The organism is Ruegeria sp. CDSC025, from assembly GCF_059610805.1.
Genome location: NZ_JBXWOJ010000012.1, coordinates 47,452 through 63,240 on the forward strand (window position 1 = coordinate 47,452; position 15,789 = coordinate 63,240).

At 57.8% G+C, this 15,789-nt stretch carries 14 protein-coding genes; 8 read left to right on the forward strand and 6 right to left on the reverse strand.

The window, feature by feature from the left end; translation table 11 throughout:
• Positions 1 to 11: 11 nt before the first annotated feature.
• Positions 12 to 2,624 (reverse strand): DNA mismatch repair protein MutS, encoded by a 2,613-nt coding sequence (gene mutS / locus AC2FH8_RS15890; RefSeq protein WP_496690242.1) that lies wholly within the window; start codon positions 2,622 to 2,624, stop codon positions 12 to 14.
• Positions 2,625 to 2,784: 160 nt separating this feature from the next.
• Between mutS and AC2FH8_RS15895 the strand changes: the two genes are divergently transcribed.
• Complete coding sequence (locus AC2FH8_RS15895; RefSeq protein WP_496690210.1) at positions 2,785 to 5,040, forward strand: NADP-dependent malic enzyme; 2,256 nt, start codon at positions 2,785 to 2,787, stop codon at positions 5,038 to 5,040.
• A 3-nt stretch (positions 5,041 to 5,043) separates the two neighbouring features.
• Entirely contained in the window at positions 5,044 to 5,913 is an 870-nt protein-coding gene (locus AC2FH8_RS15900; RefSeq protein WP_496690211.1) for a ribokinase, read from the forward strand.
• Here the strand turns inward: AC2FH8_RS15900 and msrA are convergent.
• The 3 genes from msrA to AC2FH8_RS15915 all read right to left on the reverse strand — a co-directional run bounded on the left by msrA (position 5,910) and on the right by AC2FH8_RS15915 (position 8,333).
• Positions 5,910 to 6,581: a peptide-methionine (S)-S-oxide reductase MsrA gene (gene msrA / locus AC2FH8_RS15905; RefSeq protein ID WP_496690212.1), complete on the reverse strand. Its 672-nt coding sequence runs from the start codon at positions 6,579 to 6,581 to the stop codon at positions 5,910 to 5,912. The genes AC2FH8_RS15900 and msrA overlap by 4 nt on opposite strands.
• Before the next feature lie 96 nt (positions 6,582 to 6,677).
• Positions 6,678 to 6,959, reverse strand: a complete 282-nt coding sequence (locus AC2FH8_RS15910) for an SCP2 sterol-binding domain-containing protein (RefSeq protein ID WP_142637392.1) — start codon at positions 6,957 to 6,959, stop codon at positions 6,678 to 6,680.
• Between the two features lie 147 nt (positions 6,960 to 7,106).
• On the reverse strand, positions 7,107 to 8,333 hold the full coding sequence (locus AC2FH8_RS15915; RefSeq protein ID WP_142637390.1) for an argininosuccinate synthase: 1,227 nt from the start codon (positions 8,331 to 8,333) through the stop codon (positions 7,107 to 7,109).
• Positions 8,334 to 8,510: 177 nt separating this feature from the next.
• On the opposite strand from AC2FH8_RS15915, the gene AC2FH8_RS15920 reads away from it, so the two are divergent.
• Positions 8,511 to 9,236, forward strand: coding sequence for a hypothetical protein (locus AC2FH8_RS15920; RefSeq protein WP_281973390.1), 726 nt, complete (start codon positions 8,511 to 8,513; stop codon positions 9,234 to 9,236).
• A 57-nt stretch (positions 9,237 to 9,293) separates the two neighbouring features.
• Positions 9,294 to 10,520, forward strand: coding sequence for a threonine ammonia-lyase IlvA (gene ilvA / locus AC2FH8_RS15925; RefSeq protein WP_496690213.1), 1,227 nt, complete (start codon positions 9,294 to 9,296; stop codon positions 10,518 to 10,520).
• Between the two features lie 125 nt (positions 10,521 to 10,645).
• On the opposite strand, the gene AC2FH8_RS15930 is transcribed toward ilvA, so the two are convergent.
• Positions 10,646 to 10,975 carry an Hpt domain-containing protein gene (locus AC2FH8_RS15930; protein ID WP_496690214.1) on the reverse strand — a complete coding sequence of 110 codons (330 nt, stop codon included), beginning with the start codon at positions 10,973 to 10,975 and terminating at the stop codon, positions 10,646 to 10,648.
• Between the two features lie 150 nt (positions 10,976 to 11,125).
• Between AC2FH8_RS15930 and AC2FH8_RS15935 the strand changes: the two genes are divergently transcribed.
• Positions 11,126 to 12,397 carry a PP2C family protein-serine/threonine phosphatase gene (locus AC2FH8_RS15935; RefSeq protein ID WP_496690215.1) on the forward strand — a complete coding sequence of 424 codons (1,272 nt, stop codon included), beginning with the start codon at positions 11,126 to 11,128 and terminating at the stop codon, positions 12,395 to 12,397.
• Here AC2FH8_RS15935 and AC2FH8_RS15940 read toward each other — a convergent pair.
• Positions 12,394 to 12,837 (reverse strand): NUDIX hydrolase, encoded by a 444-nt coding sequence (locus tag AC2FH8_RS15940; protein WP_271950593.1) that lies wholly within the window; start codon positions 12,835 to 12,837, stop codon positions 12,394 to 12,396. The genes AC2FH8_RS15935 and AC2FH8_RS15940 overlap by 4 nt on opposite strands.
• 76 nt (positions 12,838 to 12,913) lie before the next feature.
• Between AC2FH8_RS15940 and hslO the strand changes: the two genes are divergently transcribed.
• Genes hslO through AC2FH8_RS15955 form a run of 3 tightly spaced genes read left to right on the forward strand, consistent with a single transcriptional unit; the run spans position 12,914 to position 15,631 of the window.
• Positions 12,914 to 13,891 (forward strand): Hsp33 family molecular chaperone HslO, encoded by a 978-nt coding sequence (hslO, locus tag AC2FH8_RS15945; protein ID WP_142637378.1) that lies wholly within the window; start codon positions 12,914 to 12,916, stop codon positions 13,889 to 13,891.
• On the forward strand, positions 13,875 to 14,480 hold the full coding sequence (locus AC2FH8_RS15950; RefSeq protein WP_496690243.1) for a CoA pyrophosphatase: 606 nt from the start codon (positions 13,875 to 13,877) through the stop codon (positions 14,478 to 14,480). Before hslO ends, AC2FH8_RS15950 begins: the two co-directional genes overlap by 17 nt.
• Positions 14,480 to 15,631, forward strand: a complete 1,152-nt coding sequence (locus AC2FH8_RS15955) for a CCA tRNA nucleotidyltransferase (RefSeq protein ID WP_496690244.1) — start codon at positions 14,480 to 14,482, stop codon at positions 15,629 to 15,631. The genes AC2FH8_RS15950 and AC2FH8_RS15955 overlap by 1 nt, the downstream gene beginning before the upstream one ends.
• Positions 15,632 to 15,789: the final 158 nt, after the last annotated feature.

Here is a 15,789-nt window from a genome sequence, read left to right on the forward strand (position 1 = left end):
TATTGAGGCGGTCAGGATCTGGCCGCCTCTTTCAATTTATAGATCAGGTCCAATGCCTCGCGCGGGCTTAGCTCATCCGGCAAGATCTCACCCAACATATCCGCAACGGGTGAAGCTTTTGGGGGAGGCGGTGGCGGCGGGGCAGCCGAGAACAGCGGCAGATCGTCGATCAAAGCCTTTTGCTTGCCGCCTTCGCGTTCGGTTTTCTCCAGCTGGTCCAGCACAACGCGGGCACGTTCGACAACGGATGCCGGCAGGCCAGCCAGTTGCGCCACCTGGACACCATAGGACCGGTCTGCGGCGCCTTTGTGAACCTCGTGCAAAAAGATCACTTCGCCCTCCCATTCCTTGACCGCAACGGTGGCGTTGTCGACACCTTCCAGATTTCCGGCCAGCGCGGTCAGCTCGTGATAATGCGTTGCAAACAGCGCGCGACATTTATTGGCGGCGTGCAGATGTTCGAGCGTGGCCCAGGCGATGGAAAGCCCGTCATAGGTGGCCGTCCCGCGTCCGATTTCATCCAGAATGACCAGCGCATGATCGTCGGCTTGATTGAGGATGGCGGCGGTTTCGACCATTTCAACCATAAAGGTCGACCGACCCCTGGCCAGATCGTCAGATGCCCCGACACGGCTGAACAGCTGGCTGACTACACCGATATAGGCTTGTTCGGCTGGAACATAGCTGCCCATCTGTGCAAGCAGGGCGATCAGCGCATTCTGCCGCAGGAAGGTTGATTTACCCGCCATGTTGGGGCCGGTCAGCAACCAGATTGCAGCACCATCTTCGGCGCTGAGATCACAATCATTGGCGATAAACGCGTCACCGCTTTGTTGGCGCAGCGCATGTTCAACAACCGGATGCCGCCCGCCCTGAATATCAAAGGCACGAGAGGCATCGACCTGCGGGCGACACCAGTTCTCGCCCCGTGCCAGATCGGCCAGCGCAGTGGTTAGGTCCAGTTCTGCCAGCCCGCGCGCGGCTTGGTTCAGTTGCGCAGCACGGGTAAGAATCTCATCAGAAAGCCTTTGATAGAGCCGCTTTTCGATCTCCAAAGCATGATTTCCGGCGTTCAGGATACGGGTTTCGATCTCGGACAGTTCTACTGTCGTGAACCGCACCTGATTGGCCGTGGTTTGCCGGTGGATATAGGTTTCGGAGAACGGCGGGTTCAACATCTTTTCGGCATGTGTGGCCGTGGTTTCGATGAAATAGCCCAGCACGTTGTTATGCTTGATCTTCAGCGAGGTGATGCCGGTGTGCTGGGAATATTTCTGCTGAAACCCGGCGATGACCGAGCGGCCTTCGTCCCGCAGGGTGCGCGCCTCATCCAGTTCCACATCATAGCCGGGGGCAATGAAGCCGCCGTCGCGCGCCATCAGAGGCGGCTCGGCCACAAGCGCCTCATCCAGCAGGGTCAGCAGATCATCAAACCCTGTCAGGTTTTGCACCGCAGTGGCCAGCAATACCGGCAGATCTCCGGCATTGCACAGTTCGGCTATGGTTGCAGCCTGCGCCAGCCCGTTGCGGATGGCGGCCAGATCGCGAGGACCGCCGCGTTCCAGCGACAGGCGCGACAAGGCGCGGTCCAAATCGGGGGTTTTGCGCAAGGCATCGCGCAGATCTTGGGCGATCAGGCTGTCATCGGCTGCAAAACTTACCGCATCCAACCGCCCGTGGATCACATCCAGATTGCGCGAGGGGCTGGACAGGCGCTGTTCCAACAACCGCGCGCCGCCCGGCGTGACTGTACGGTCAACCACCGACAAAAGCGATCCGGCGCGCCCGCCAGACAGCGACCGGGTCAGCTCCAGATTGCGGCGCGTTGCGGCGTCGATCTGCACCACGCGGTCCTCGGATTCTTTCAGCGGCGTTTGCAGCAGGGGCAATTTGCCTTTTTGCGTGATCTCCAAATAGTCAATCAATGCGCCCATAGCGGACACTTCGGCCCGGCCAAAATTTCCAAACGCGTCCAGCGCGCCCACGTGAAACAAAGCGCAGATGCGCTTTTCAGCCGCCGTGCTGTCGAAACTGGCGCGGCCAATGGGCGTCAGCGAGATGCCCAGATCGCGGGCAGGTTCGTGCAGGACCTGTTCGGCCCCGTCCGCCACGATCAGCTCCGACGGGGCCAGTCGGGCCAGTTCAGGGCTTAGGCGCACAGAGGTCAAAGGCATCACGTGAAACGCCCCGGTTGAGATATCGACCCAGGCAAGCGCCGCTTCATCCCTCACCTCGGCATAACAGGCCAGAAAGTTGTGGCGGCGCGCCTCTAGCAGCGCGTCCTCGGTCAGTGTTCCGGGTGTCACCAGTCGGACAACACCGCGCTTTACAACTGATTTAGAGCCTCTCTTCTTTGCCTCAACCGGGCTTTCCATCTGTTCGCAAACGGCCACGCGAAAGCCTTTTCGGATCAGCGTCAGCAGGTACCCTTCGGCGGCATGGACCGGCACACCGCACATCGGAATGTCGGCGTCGTTGTGCTTGCCGCGTTTGGTCAGGGCGATGTCCAGCGCCTCGGCGGCGTTGACGGCATCCTCGAAAAACATCTCGTAGAAATCGCCCATCCGGTAAAACAGAAGGGCGTCGGCATGGGCCTCTTTGATTTCGAGATATTGCGCCATCATCGGCGTGACTGTGGACAAGGTTGATCCCTTTTGACGGCGTTCGGTCGCGACCTTACAAATCCGCCATCTGGTGCGAAAGGCAAAAGTATTCTCGTTGAGGCGCGCGCGTGCCTGCGCTATGAGGCAGAAGCCCCGAAGTTGCAGAGAAACGACGTATCAAATGCCCAAAGCGAAGATCACCAACGAAGAGGCGCTGGCCTTTCACCTGGACCCAACTCCTGGCAAGTGGGAGGTACAAGCCACCGTTCCCATGACGACGCAGCGCGACCTGTCGCTGGCCTACAGCCCCGGCGTGGCTGTTCCATGTGAAGCAATCGCGGAAAATCCAGAAACGGCCTATGACTATACCAACAAGGGAAATCTGGTCGCCGTGATTTCGAATGGGACGGCGGTTTTGGGTCTTGGTAATCTGGGCGCGCTGGGCTCAAAACCGGTGATGGAGGGCAAGTCAGTCCTGTTCAAGCGTTTCGCTGACGTAAACTCGATCGATATCGAGCTGGACACCGAAGACCCGGATGAGTTCTGCCTCGCCGTGCGACTGATGGGGCCAACCTTTGGCGGCATCAATCTGGAAGACATCAAGGCGCCCGAGTGTTTCATCATCGAACAGCGCCTGAAGGAAGAAATGGATATCCCCGTCTTCCACGATGATCAGCATGGCACGGCGGTGATCTGTGCGGCGGGCCTGCTGAATGCGCTGCGTATCTCGGGCAAGAAGATCGAAGATGTGAAGATTGTTCTGAACGGTGCCGGGGCTGCTGGGATAGCGTGTATCGAACTGCTCAAGTCCATGGGCGCGCGGCATGAAAACTGCATCGTGTGTGACACCAAAGGCGTGATCTATCAGGGCCGGACCGAGGGCATGAACCAGTGGAAATCGGCCCATGCGATCACCACGGATCTGCGTACGCTGGAAGACGCCATGAAAGGCGCAGACGTCTTTCTGGGCGTGTCGGTCAAAGGGGCTGTGACGCAAGATATGGTCGCCAGCATGGCCGATAACCCGGTGATTTTTGCCATGGCAAACCCCGACCCCGAGATCACACCGGAAGAGGCGCATGAGGTGCGCGTTGATGCCATCGTCGCCACAGGGCGCAGCGATTATCCGAACCAGGTCAACAACGTGTTGGGCTTTCCCTACCTGTTCCGCGGTGCGCTGGATATCCACGCCCGCGCCATCAATGACGAGATGAAAATTGCCTGTGCCCACGCCCTGGCCAACCTCGCGCGCGAGGATGTCCCGGATGAGGTCGCGATGGCCTATGGTAAGTCGCTGACCTTTGGGCGCGATTATATTATCCCGACACCTTTCGATCCGCGCCTGATTCACCGCATTCCGCCCGCCGTTGCGCGGGCCGGGATGGATACCGGCGCGGCGCGGCGTCCGATCATCGACATGGACGCGTATGAGCTGAGCCTGAAATCCCGCATGGATCCGACCGCCAGCATTCTGCGCGGCCTGAACGCGCGGGCCCGTCAGGCGCAAAGCCGAATGATCTTTGCCGAGGGCGACGATCCGCGTGTGCTGCGGGCTGCGGTGATGTATCAACGCTCGGGCTTTGGTAAAGCGCTGGTCGTAGGCCGCCCGGATGACGTCAAGCAAAAGCTGGAAGAGGCCGGGCTGGGCGATGCTGTGCGTGAGCTGGAGGTCGTGAATGCCGCCAACACTGCGCATCTCGATACCTATTCTGATTTTTTGTACGATCGCCTGCAGCGTAAAGGCTTTGATCGAAAGGATATTCATCGACTTGCCGCGCGCGACCGGCACGTGTTTTCATCGCTGATGCTGGCGCATGGGCATGGCGACGGTTTGGTCTCGGGCGCGACGCGTAAATCGGCGCATGTGCTGGATCGGATCAACCATGTGTTCGATGCAGATGCGGCCCGTGGCGCGGCCGGTGTGACGGCGCTGTTGCACAAGGGGCGGATCGTGCTGATCGGCGACACTCTAGTCCATGAATGGCCGGACGAAAACGATCTGGCCAATATCGCCGAGCGTTCAGCAGCCGTTGCCCGCCATATGGGGCTGGAACCGCGCGTTGCCTTTGTCAGCTTTTCGACGTTTGGCTACCCGGTGTCGGAGCGGGCCGAAAAGATGCACCGCGCTCCTGCCGTTCTGGATCAGCGTGGCGTAGATTTCGAATACGAAGGTGAAATGACGGTGGACGTGGCGCTGAATGTCGACCAGCAGGCAAACTATCCGTTCCAGCGCCTGACCGGACCGGCGAATATCCTGATTGTCCCAGCACGGCATTCGGCCTCGATCTCGACCAAGTTGATGCAGGAAATGGGTGGGGCCACGGTGATCGGCCCGATCTTGTCGGGCATCGACAAGCCGATTCAGATCTGTTCGACCATATCGACGGCCAATGACATTCTGAACATGGCCATTCTGGCCTCCTGCGATATTGGTTAAGCCATGACAATCTGGAATCTAGGCTCGATCAACGCAGACATGATTTATGATGTGCCACACCTGCCGGGCGCGGGTGAGACGCTTTCGGCCAACCGTTTGGATCGGTTTCTGGGCGGCAAGGGCGCGAATATGTCCGTCGCCGGCGCGCGGGCCGGTGCGCGGGTGGCGCATATTGGGGCCATAGGGCCCGACGGGCGCTGGGCGCGTGACAGGCTGACCGAATATGGCGTCGATACCCGGTGGATTGCCGAAGTTTCAGATCCTACCGGGCACGCTATTATCGCCGTAGACGCCGAGGGTGAAAACAACATCATCCTGTTTCAAGGCGCAAATCATGCAATTACGTCAGATCAACTGGGCCAGGCACTGTCATCGGCGGATCAGGGTGATCTGATTGTGACGCAAAACGAAACCAACTTGCAGGTCGAAGCCGCAAAAATGGGCCGCGAAATGGGGCTGACTGTCTGTTACGCGGCGGCCCCTTTTCAAGCCGATGCAGTGCGGGCGGTTCTTCCGTATCTGGATTTCCTGATCCTAAATGAGGTCGAGGCCGAGCAGCTGCGGCAGGCAACCGGGCAGGGCCTGTCCGAGTTGGGGATAGAGCATGTCATTGTGACCCTCGGATCAAAGGGCGCGCGATATCATCATAAGGGGACGACCTCGGATTTTTTGGCTCACAAGGTTCAGGCGGTGGACACAACTGGTGCGGGCGATACGTTCACAGGTTACGTTCTGGCAGGAATGGATCGTGGCATGCCGATGGAGCAGGCAATATTGCAGGCAAACCGGGCTGCCGCGTTGATGGTGACACGGCATGGTACGGCGGATGTCATTCCTGATCTGAAAGAAGTGCGCGAAGCGCGCTTTGATTAAGACCCGGCAAAGGGCGCGTCACTGCCCCACAGCTGTTTGACGCGGGCGTCGCGACCGCAGGCTTTGCGATAGGCCTTATAGGCGTTGTGCTGGCGTTTGGGACCAAACCGCGTAAAGACCAGTTTTTCGCCCTTATAGTAATCCTGATGATAGGCTTCGGCCGGGTAAAACCGGTCCTGTTGCAGGATCGGGGTAACAATCGTTTGACGCAGGACGTTCTGCGCTTTGGATTTTGCAGCCTCGGCCAACGCCTTTTCGCCTGTATTAGAGACGAAAATCGCTGTGCGGTAACTCTCTCCCCGATCGCAGAACTGTCCGCCCGCATCCGTAGGGTCGACCGAGCGAAAAAACAGGTTCAGCAGGGTTTCACGGGAAACACGGGCCGGATCAAAGGTGATCTGAACAGCCTCATAATGGCCGGTGCCGCCTTTGGTTACCTCGCCATAGGTCGGGTCCGCCGTTGCGCCGCCGGTATAGCCCGAGACCGCATGAATCACCCCTGGCACGGATTCGAAATCGGATTCAACGCACCAGAAACATCCCCCGGCCACAGTCAGCGTTTCGGTCCCGGCAGCGGGTGCAGGGGCGGCGCGCAGCATTGCGACGATGAGGATCAACGCGAATAAAAGCCATGGCTTGACTGCATCAAGATATGTGGTTCGGATCATGGTGGGTCTCCTTCCATGATCAGACTGCCTTGGGAAAACTTCAGGCGCAACGCGCTGACATCTGTTCTCACGCGCTGGTGAGACGAGTTTATCGCCTCAGCCCAGCAACTGCCCCAGTTTCATCGCCACACCCATATTGCCTGAGATCTTGAGCTTGCCCATGGCAATACCGGTCATCGGGTTCAGCTTGCCGGTCAGCAGCTTGGTTAGGTTCTCTTGTGAGATACGAATGGTGCAATCAGTGTCCCGATCCTGCGTCGTCGCCTGATTGTCGGCCAGAACAATCACACCGGCATCACCGCAATCGAATTTCAACGACCCATCGAAGTTTTTGCCATTCAGACCGCTCTGAATACCTTCTGCGATATCCTGCAACATGCCCCCTCCTTTCAGTGTTGTGACTTGGGTAAAGACATATCCTGCGGTGGAGCAAGAGTGACCTGACGGGAGGTGGCAAAAATGGGCGCATAAAAAACCCGGCATCCTGAGGGGCTGCCGGGTCTTCAGGTCAAAATCTCAGCTGTCTTACTTTGACAGCCGTTTGTCGCGTGCTGCCAGCAGTTTCAGGCGTAGGGCGTTCAGTTGGATGAATCCCGCAGCGTCTTTCTGATCGTAGGCACCAGCATCCTCTTCGAAGGTCACGTGCGCCTCGGAATACAGCGAGTGTTCCGACCAGCGGCCCACGGTCGATGCCAGACCTTTGTACAGCTTCACGCGCACGGTGCCGGTGACATGATCCTGAGATTTGTCGATCGCGGCCTGCAGCATCTCGCGCTCGGGCGAGTACCAGAAGCCGTTATAGATCAGCTCTGCATATTGAGGCATCAGCTGGTCTTTCAGATGCATCGCGCCCCGATCCATGGTGATGGACTCGATGCCACGGTGTGCTTCCAACAGGATAGTGCCGCCCGGTGTTTCATAGATGCCGCGCGATTTCATGCCAACAAAGCGACCTTCGACCAGATCGAGACGCCCAATGCCGTGCTTGCCGCCATATTCGTTCAGCTTGGTCAAGATGGTCGCGGGGCTCATCGCCTCGCCGTTGATGCTGACCGCGTCACCTTTTTCGAACCCGATCTCGATGAATTCAGGTTTATTCGGCGCGTCCTCGGGGTGGACCGTGCGCTGATAGACGTAATCGGGCGCCATATCGGCGGGGTCTTCCAGAACCTTGCCCTCGGATGAGGTGTGCAGCAGGTTGGCATCAACCGAGAACGGCGCCTCGCCCCGCTTGTCCTTGGCGATCGGAATCTGGTTCGCCTCGGCAAATTCCAGCAGCTTGGTCCGGCTGGACAAGTCCCATTCGCGCCAGGGGGCGATGACCTTGATGTCGGGGTTCAGCGCGTAAGCCGCGAGTTCGAACCGCACCTGATCGTTGCCCTTGCCGGTCGCGCCATGAGATACGGCATCCGCTCCGGTCGCCTCGGCAATCTCGACCAGACGTTTCGAGATCAACGGGCGCGCAATCGATGTGCCCAGCAGGTACAGGCCCTCATACTGCGCATTCGCGCGGAACATCGGAAAGACGAAATCGCGGACGAATTCCTCGCGGATGTCCTCAATATAGATGTTTTCGGGCTTGATCCCCAGCAGCTCGGCCTTCTTGCGGGCGGGCTCCAACTCCTCGCCCTGACCCAGATCGGCGGTGAAGGTTACGACCTCACAACCATACTCGGTCTGCAACCATTTCAGGATGATCGAGGTATCAAGGCCACCGGAATAGGCCAGAACAACTTTCTTGGGCGCGGACATCTGACTTCCCTTTATGCGTAGAACGACTGGCCCCTAGCGGGTTTTGAACGCGGGGGCAAGTTATCTGCGTTGACGCAGGTCGGGATTTGGGGTGAAACAGAAGGAAAGAAAACAAGGATTGGTTGAAGGGATAGATTTCAGATGTTGGGTTGGCAGATTTTTGCACATTCGGTGCGGATGGTTATTGGGAATCTCAAACAGGTTTTGCAGATTACGTTCGGGCCATCTTTGGTTGCGACAGCGGTGATTGTCGCACTGTTTTTTGTATTGGACGTTCCGCTGGATCAACTCAATACAACCACCGGAGAGTTGCCTGCAGGCGTTTCGAGCGGATCGGCGATTGGCTTCCTGGTGGGCTTTATGGTCGTGATATTTGTGACGATGTTCTGGATTGTGGTGTCGTGGCACCGCTTTGTCCTGCTTGAGGAATATCCAAGAGGTATTTTCCCAACCTTCCGGTTCGATAGAATTCTGGCCTATTTCGGGCGGGTTCTTCTGTTGGGTATCCTGATGGCCATCGCGTTCCTGCCGGCGGGCGCGGTACTTTCAGCGCTGGGCGGTGGAGCATTGTCAGTTGTGTTTGTCATTGTCCTTGTCGTCTTCCTCATCATCGGCTTCTACCGTTTGTCCATAATCCTGCCTGCAGCAGCGATTGGGCAACCGTTGACACTTGGGCAAGCTTGGAACAACACCGCCGGTGCGGGTGGTGCGATCATCGTTCTTTTGCTTGTAAGCTTTGTGTTCCAGGTCGTGGTCCAGTTGGTCTTTACAGCGCTCGCTTTCATCCCGGTTCTGGGTGTTTTGCTCTCACTGTTCTTTGGGGTTCTGGTTTTGCCGCTGATCAATGTCAGTATCTTGACCACCATGTACGGCGTGTTCGTTGAAAAGCGCCAGCTGACCTGAACTCGTACACATATGTATTCCTTGCTCTTTCAGCGATGATGGGGCAGGGAAACCGGCATGAGTGATTTCATGACCCGCGCCCGCGCTGCCGAACAGGCGATGCGCTCTGTGTTTCCGGTGACGCCTCTGCAGCGCAATGCCCATCTGTCTGATCGTTTCGGGGCCGATATCTGGCTGAAACGTGAGGACCTCAGCCCGGTGCGGTCCTACAAGATCCGCGGTGCGTTCAACGCCATGCGCAAACAGCAGGGGCAGAACCTGTTTGTCTGCGCCAGCGCGGGAAATCATGCGCAGGGCGTGGCCTTTATGTGCAAGCACATGGATGTGAAGGGTGTGATCTTCATGCCCGTGACGACGCCGCAGCAGAAAATCCAGAAAACTCGTATCTTCGGCGGCGACAATATCGAGATTCATCTGACCGGCGACTATTTCGATGACACGTTGGCCGCCGCGCAGGCGTGGTGCACCGAACAGGGCGGCCATTTTCTGTCGCCCTTTGACGATGTTGATGTGATCGAGGGGCAAGCCTCGCTCGCGGTTGAGATCGAAACGCAGTTGGGTGGGTTGCCGGACCACATCCTTTTGCCAGTAGGCGGTGGCGGCATGTCTGCGGGCGTGGCTACGTGGTTTGGCGATCGGACCCATTGCCTGTTTGTGGAACCCAAAGGCGGTGCCTGTCTGCACGCGGCAATGGCAGCAGGACATCCGGTGGCATTGGATCAGGTGGACAATTTCGTTGACGGTGCTGCGGTTGGTCGGATCGGTGAAAAACCGTTCGAATTGCTGAAATCCCGTCATCTGTCGGATGCTCTGGTCCTGTCCGAAGACCGAATCTGCACAACCATGATCGAGATGCTGAATGTCGAGGGCATCGTTCTGGAACCCGCCGGGGCCCTCGCGATTGAGGCGCTGAGCGATATTCAGAGTTTTATCCGAGGGAAAACCGTTGTCTGCGTAACCTCTGGCGGCAACTTCGATTTCGAACGTCTGCCCGAGGTCAAGGAACGCGCGCAGCGCTATCTGGGGGTGAAGAAATACTTCATCCTGCGCCTGCCACAGCGCCCTGGCGCATTGAAAGAGTTCCTGAACATCCTTGGCCCCGAGGATGACATTGCGCGGTTTGAATACATGAAGAAATCGGCACGTAACTTCGGCTCGGTTCTGATTGGTATCGAAACCCGCAAGCCCGAAAACTTTGCCCGTCTGTTCGCGCATCTGGATGAAGCCGGGTTCACTTTTACGGATATCACCGAGGACGAGACCCTCGCCCAGTTTGTGATCTGAGCAAATGACCAGACTGCAACGTTGTCCGTCGCGGCGATGGATCAGCTGTGCCTGAAACAGACAATATACAGGGCCGGGTTGTCACCCATCGCTAGTGTACCTGCTTGCTGCCTGTACGGCGCCGCTCAGAGCTCGTTCATTCCTGCCTGAAACTCCGTTGCAGAGGTCTGAAATGTGCCGACTATTTCGGCGATATCGACGGTTGCGGCCTGTCCCTGTGCCGAATGGCGCTCACCATCCTGGCAGAGCCTGGCCAATGTCCTGAATCCCAGACTAAGCGCGCTGCCCTTCAAGGAGTGTAGATTCTGTTCGAAGTCAGACCGATCATCATCGACCTGCAAATGCTCCAGGCCTTGTTGCACCTCATCGAGAAAGATTTCCACTACCTCGTCAAACTCGTCGGCGCCGACCTCGTCCCGCAGCTGTCTGACCCTGGACCAGTCGATCATGGCCATCCTTTCCTTAAAGATAACGACCCGATTATCACTACAGGCCGTTGGTAAATCCGTGGTTAAGATGGATGCATTTACGACCTTCACAGGATGTTAAACAGCCGTGCGCTAGGGTCGTCCCATTCCGCATTATGTGGCAGAGCTGAGGGTCAGGTGGCAGAGGTCAGTCAGGCAGAAACAAAGGCAGAGCTGGATTTTGGTGCGATTCGCAAGGTGCTGGTCGTTGATGACAGTCGTCTGCAACGTCGCATCCTTGTGGCCTCGCTGAAGAAATGGGGCTTTGAGGTGCTCGAGGCCGATAGCGGAGAGGCCGCCATCGAAATCTGTGCTGCCATGTCCCCCGATCTGGTCCTGAGCGACTGGGTCATGCCGGGGATGAGCGGGCTGGAATTCTGTCAGGCATTTCGGGCGCTGGAGAATGACGAATACAGCTATTTCATCCTTCTGACTTCAAAAAGCGAAAAGCAGGAGGTTGCGCGCGGACTGGATGCCGGGGCGGATGATTTTCTGATCAAACCTCTTGAGGCCGATGAATTGCGGGCGCGCATATCTGCGGGCGCACGGATATTGGATATGCAGCGTGAGCTGTCTGATAAGAACCGAATGATCGAGACCGCGCTTGAAGAACTGAAAGTGGTCCATGATGCGATCGACAAAGACCTGATTCAGGCGCGTAAGATACAGGAATCTTTGGTCCCCGAACTCACGCGTGATTTCGGTAGGTCGCGTATCAGCATGTTGCTGAAACCTTGTGGGCATATCGGTGGCGATCTGGTGGGAATGTTTTCACCGGGGGTCAACCGAGTGGGGTTTTACAGCATCGATGTGTCCGGCCACGGCATCACCTCGGCGATGATGACAGCACGGCTGGGCGGGTATCTGTCCAGCAAACATTTCGATCAGAACGTGGCGATGGAAAAGCGGTTCGATAAATTTTACGCATTGCTACCACCTGATCAGGTGGCAGAGATGCTCAATTCCCGCCTTATGGCTGATGCTGGCGTCGAAGAGTATTTTACCATGGTCTATGCCATTATCGACCTGCGAAACGGACATCTCAAGATGGTGCAGGCAGGGCATCCGCATCCGCTGTTGTTGCGACAGGATGGTGGGACCGAGTATCTGGGGCAAGGTGGCTTGCCCATCGGACTGTTGCCGGATGTCACGTTTCAGCGAACCGATACCTACATGAAGCCCGGTGACAAGCTGTTGCTATATTCAGACGGGTTCACGGAATGCCGGATGGCGGATGGATCCCTGCTGGAAGAAGAGGGGCTGTGCAGAATGGTGACGGATTGTGCCACCGATCTCAGCGGGCCCGAATTTCTGGACGATATGTTCTGGCGGCTGACACAGGCCATGGATCCGGACCAGGGTATGGATGATGACGTATCTGCGGTTTTCTTTGAATACAGCGGGCCTTAAAGCCCCATCAGGTGTCCCGAAGCGAAATGTCGGTCGCCGCTGTTGCCCAGCATCTGCGCGGCATCCGCACTGTCCAGCCAAAGGGCTTCGTGGAATGGCTCTGAAGGTGGACCTATGCGGCGCACAGGGCGGGCTCGATATATCAAACAGACCTTTTCGGCCCACAGGTCGTATTCGGGCATGTATGTGAAACGGCGAAAGGCGCCGACCCGCCGCGGGCTGGCAATCAACCAGCCGGTTTCTTCAAAGACTTCGCGATGCAGGGCGGTGATGGGCGATTCGCCCGGGTCAATACCGCCACCCGGCAACTGCAGATCAGGGCCGGGCTCGGTCTGGCAGGTCAGCAACAGATGTCGTCCTCGAGGCAACAATGCGTATACACCCACACGTCGTGTGTATTTGCGCCCCGCTTGTGGGGTTTCACCGAACCGTCTGATCATGTATGGCCCCTTACAACCCGAAATCTTCGACCTATATGCTGGCGGTATGCCAATCTGTGGCGTTTAAGGAAACCCCATGTCTCTTGGAACAAAAATCGCGTGGGACGACACCGTCCTGCCCTTTCAACTTGATATACCGGATATGCGCGGACGTGTGGCGCGGCTGGACGGAGTGTTGGACGGCATTCTGAAACAGCACGACTATCCCGAAAAGGTCGAGGCTTTGGTGGCCGAGATGGCCTTGCTGACTGCTCTGATCGGCCAGACCGTCTCGCTGCGCTGGAAGCTGTCGCTTCAGGTTCAGTCCAAAGGTGCCGTTCGGATGATCGCAACCGATTACTACGCTCCGCAGGCCGAGGGCGAACTGGCCCGCATCCGCGCCTATGCCAGTTTTGACCCGGACCGCCTGACCGATTCCACACCGTTTGATCAGGTGGGTGAAGGCTATTTCGCCATCATGATTGACCAGGGCGAGGGCACGCAGCCTTACCAGGGGATCACACCGCTGGCTGGCGGCTCTCTCAGCGCATGCGCTGAGGCGTATTTCGCACAGTCCGAACAGTTGCCGACGCGGTTTTCACTGAGTTTCGGCAAATCAACTGAACCTGGCGTCGGTGAGCACTGGCGCGCAGGCGGCATCATGCTGCAGCACATGCCCAAAGCGTCACCATTTGTAGCCAATGCAGAGGGTGACGGTCAGATTCTGTCGGCGGATGATCTGGTTGACGGTGAGGAAGGTGAAAATTGGGGGCGCGTCAATATCCTTCTGGATACTGTTGATGACCTTGAACTGATCGGTCCTTCGATTGCGCCAACCGACCTGTTGATCCGGCTGTTTCACGAAGAACAGCCACGTGTTTATGATGCGCAATCGGTTCAATTCGGCTGCACCTGCTCGGAAGAGCGCGTGCGCCAAAGCCTGTCGATCTATTCGGCGCGCGACATCGAAAAGATGACAACTCCCGAAGGCCAGGTCACCGCCGATTGTCAGTTCTGTGGTGCCCATTATGTATTGGACCCCGTCACCGTTGGCTTCGATGCCGGTGAAGCCTGATCCAACAGAACAGCTGCGGGCGGCCCTGAGCCGCCCCGGCAACGGGTCCAGTGATTTCGATCTGAACCCTGATGCGGTTTTGCCAGCGGGGCGCAAGCTGCGTCCAGCCGGGGTTCTGGTTCCGATTCTTGTGACGAATGAGGCCCCGCGCCTGCTTTTGACCAAGCGCTCATCGGCGCTGAAACACCATCCCGGCCAGATCGCCTTTCCCGGCGGAAAACAGGATGAGACTGATCCGGATGTAACCGCAACCGCCCTGCGGGAAGCACAGGAAGAGATTGGCCTTTCCTCGGATATGCCTGAAATTCTCGGGCATTTGCCTACCCATGAAACCGTGACGTCTTTTGTCGTAACCCCGGTCGTCGCGATCCTACGAGACGGGTTCGACCCAATTCCTGAGCCGGGTGAAGTTGACGAAGTTTTTTCAGTCCCACTTGCGCATGTTCTAAACCCTGCGAATTATATCGTTGAGTCGCGTCGCTGGCGGGGCCAGCGGCGGTATTATTTCACCGTGCCCTATGGCCCTTATTACATCTGGGGGGCTACGGCCCGGATGTTGCGGGGCTTGGCTGCGCGGGTGAGTGAATGATGAAGCTATCAGAAAGCTGGGTTACAAATCCGGCAACCCAGACAGTCTGCGCCGTTTTGATCGATGCCGGTTTTCAGGCGCTTTTCGTCGGCGGTTGCGTCCGCAACGCGCTTTTGGGGGCGCCGGTCTCGGATCTGGATATTGCCACGGACGCTCCGCCCCAGCAGGTGCTGGATTTGACGCGGGCGGCGGGGTTGAAGGCCATCCCAACTGGGATCGAGCATGGCACGATAACCGTTGTCAGCCAAAGCATCCCGCATGAGATCACGACCTTCCGGCGAGATGTCGAAACCGATGGCCGCCGAGCTGTTGTGGCGTTCTCGGACAATGTTGATGAAGATGCCAGGCGGCGCGATTTCACCATGAACGCGCTGTATGCCGGCCCGGATGGGACGCTTTTGGACCCGCTGAATGGATTGTCCGATCTAAAGGCCCGAAAGGTTCGGTTCATAGGCAACGCCCAGCATCGCATCCGCGAAGACTATCTGCGGTCTCTGCGCTATTTTCGGTTTCACGCCTGGTATGGGGATGCCGAAGCCGGGTTTGATCCCGAAGCGCTGTCGGCCATTTCAACCAATCTGGACGGATTGGCAGGCCTGTCGCGCGAACGGGTTGGGGCCGAGTTTATGAAATTGCTGACCGCGCCTGACCCTGCGCCTTCGGTCGCTGCCATGCGCAGCACGGGCGTTCTGGCACAGATATTGCCGGGAGTTGAGGATCGATCACTTGCCCCGCTGATCGCCTTGGAACAGCAGGCTGGGGCAAAGCCCGAGCCGGTCCGGCGACTTTCCTCCATCGCCACGCCTGAGATTGCCCAGACCCTGCGTCTGAGCAAGGCCCAGATGCAACGCCTGACACGGATGCGGGATGAGGCCGCGGGAACCGCGGGCACTGCCGAGCTTGGGTTCCGTTATGGCGAAGAGGACGGCCTGCACGAAGTTCTGCTGCGTTGTGCTTTGTTGGAACAGCCCTGGTCCGAGGATAAGCGGCAAGCGCTCCGGGACGGGGCAGCAGCGGATTTTCCCGTGCGGGCCGCTGACCTGATCCCTGACTTTACCGGCCCGGCGCTGGGCAAGAAACTGGCCGAGCTTGAGGCGCGCTGGATCGCCTCGGGTTTCACCCTGACGCGCTCCGAGTTGCTGGTCGAGTAAATTGAAGTCTCAAAAGGGGATGACAAGCCGGATCGTTTGTGTTTTCTTGCGCCTGTAACATGAATGGAGGGATGCGAATGTATTACGGGATCTGGTTCGGCTAAAGCCATAACACTTGACCCGTAGGGGTGGTGTTCTGGCGCCATCTTTTTTCGCAT

What these genes read in the sequence shown, in the direction of transcription:
- AC2FH8_RS15920 (WP_281973390.1), top strand. Translation starts at nt 8,511, where the DNA reads ATGGTTATTGGGAATCTCAAACAGGTTTTGCAGATTACGTTCGGGCCA.
- AC2FH8_RS15910 (WP_142637392.1), bottom strand. Translation starts at nt 6,959, where the DNA reads ATGTTGCAGGATATCGCAGAAGGTATTCAGAGCGGTCTGAATGGCAAA.
- msrA (WP_496690212.1), bottom strand. Translation starts at nt 6,581, where the DNA reads ATGATCCGAACCACATATCTTGATGCAGTCAAGCCATGGCTTTTATTC.
- AC2FH8_RS15955 (WP_496690244.1), top strand. Translation starts at nt 14,480, where the DNA reads ATGAAGCTATCAGAAAGCTGGGTTACAAATCCGGCAACCCAGACAGTC.
- ilvA (WP_496690213.1), top strand. Translation starts at nt 9,294, where the DNA reads ATGAGTGATTTCATGACCCGCGCCCGCGCTGCCGAACAGGCGATGCGC.
- AC2FH8_RS15930 (WP_496690214.1), bottom strand. Translation starts at nt 10,975, where the DNA reads ATGGCCATGATCGACTGGTCCAGGGTCAGACAGCTGCGGGACGAGGTC.
- AC2FH8_RS15895 (WP_496690210.1), top strand. Translation starts at nt 2,785, where the DNA reads ATGCCCAAAGCGAAGATCACCAACGAAGAGGCGCTGGCCTTTCACCTG.
- hslO (WP_142637378.1), top strand. Translation starts at nt 12,914, where the DNA reads ATGTCTCTTGGAACAAAAATCGCGTGGGACGACACCGTCCTGCCCTTT.
- AC2FH8_RS15915 (WP_142637390.1), bottom strand. Translation starts at nt 8,333, where the DNA reads ATGTCCGCGCCCAAGAAAGTTGTTCTGGCCTATTCCGGTGGCCTTGAT.
- AC2FH8_RS15950 (WP_496690243.1), top strand. Translation starts at nt 13,875, where the DNA reads ATGCCGGTGAAGCCTGATCCAACAGAACAGCTGCGGGCGGCCCTGAGC.
- AC2FH8_RS15900 (WP_496690211.1), top strand. Translation starts at nt 5,044, where the DNA reads ATGACAATCTGGAATCTAGGCTCGATCAACGCAGACATGATTTATGAT.
- AC2FH8_RS15940 (WP_271950593.1), bottom strand. Translation starts at nt 12,837, where the DNA reads ATGATCAGACGGTTCGGTGAAACCCCACAAGCGGGGCGCAAATACACA.
- mutS (WP_496690242.1), bottom strand. Translation starts at nt 2,624, where the DNA reads ATGATGGCGCAATATCTCGAAATCAAAGAGGCCCATGCCGACGCCCTT.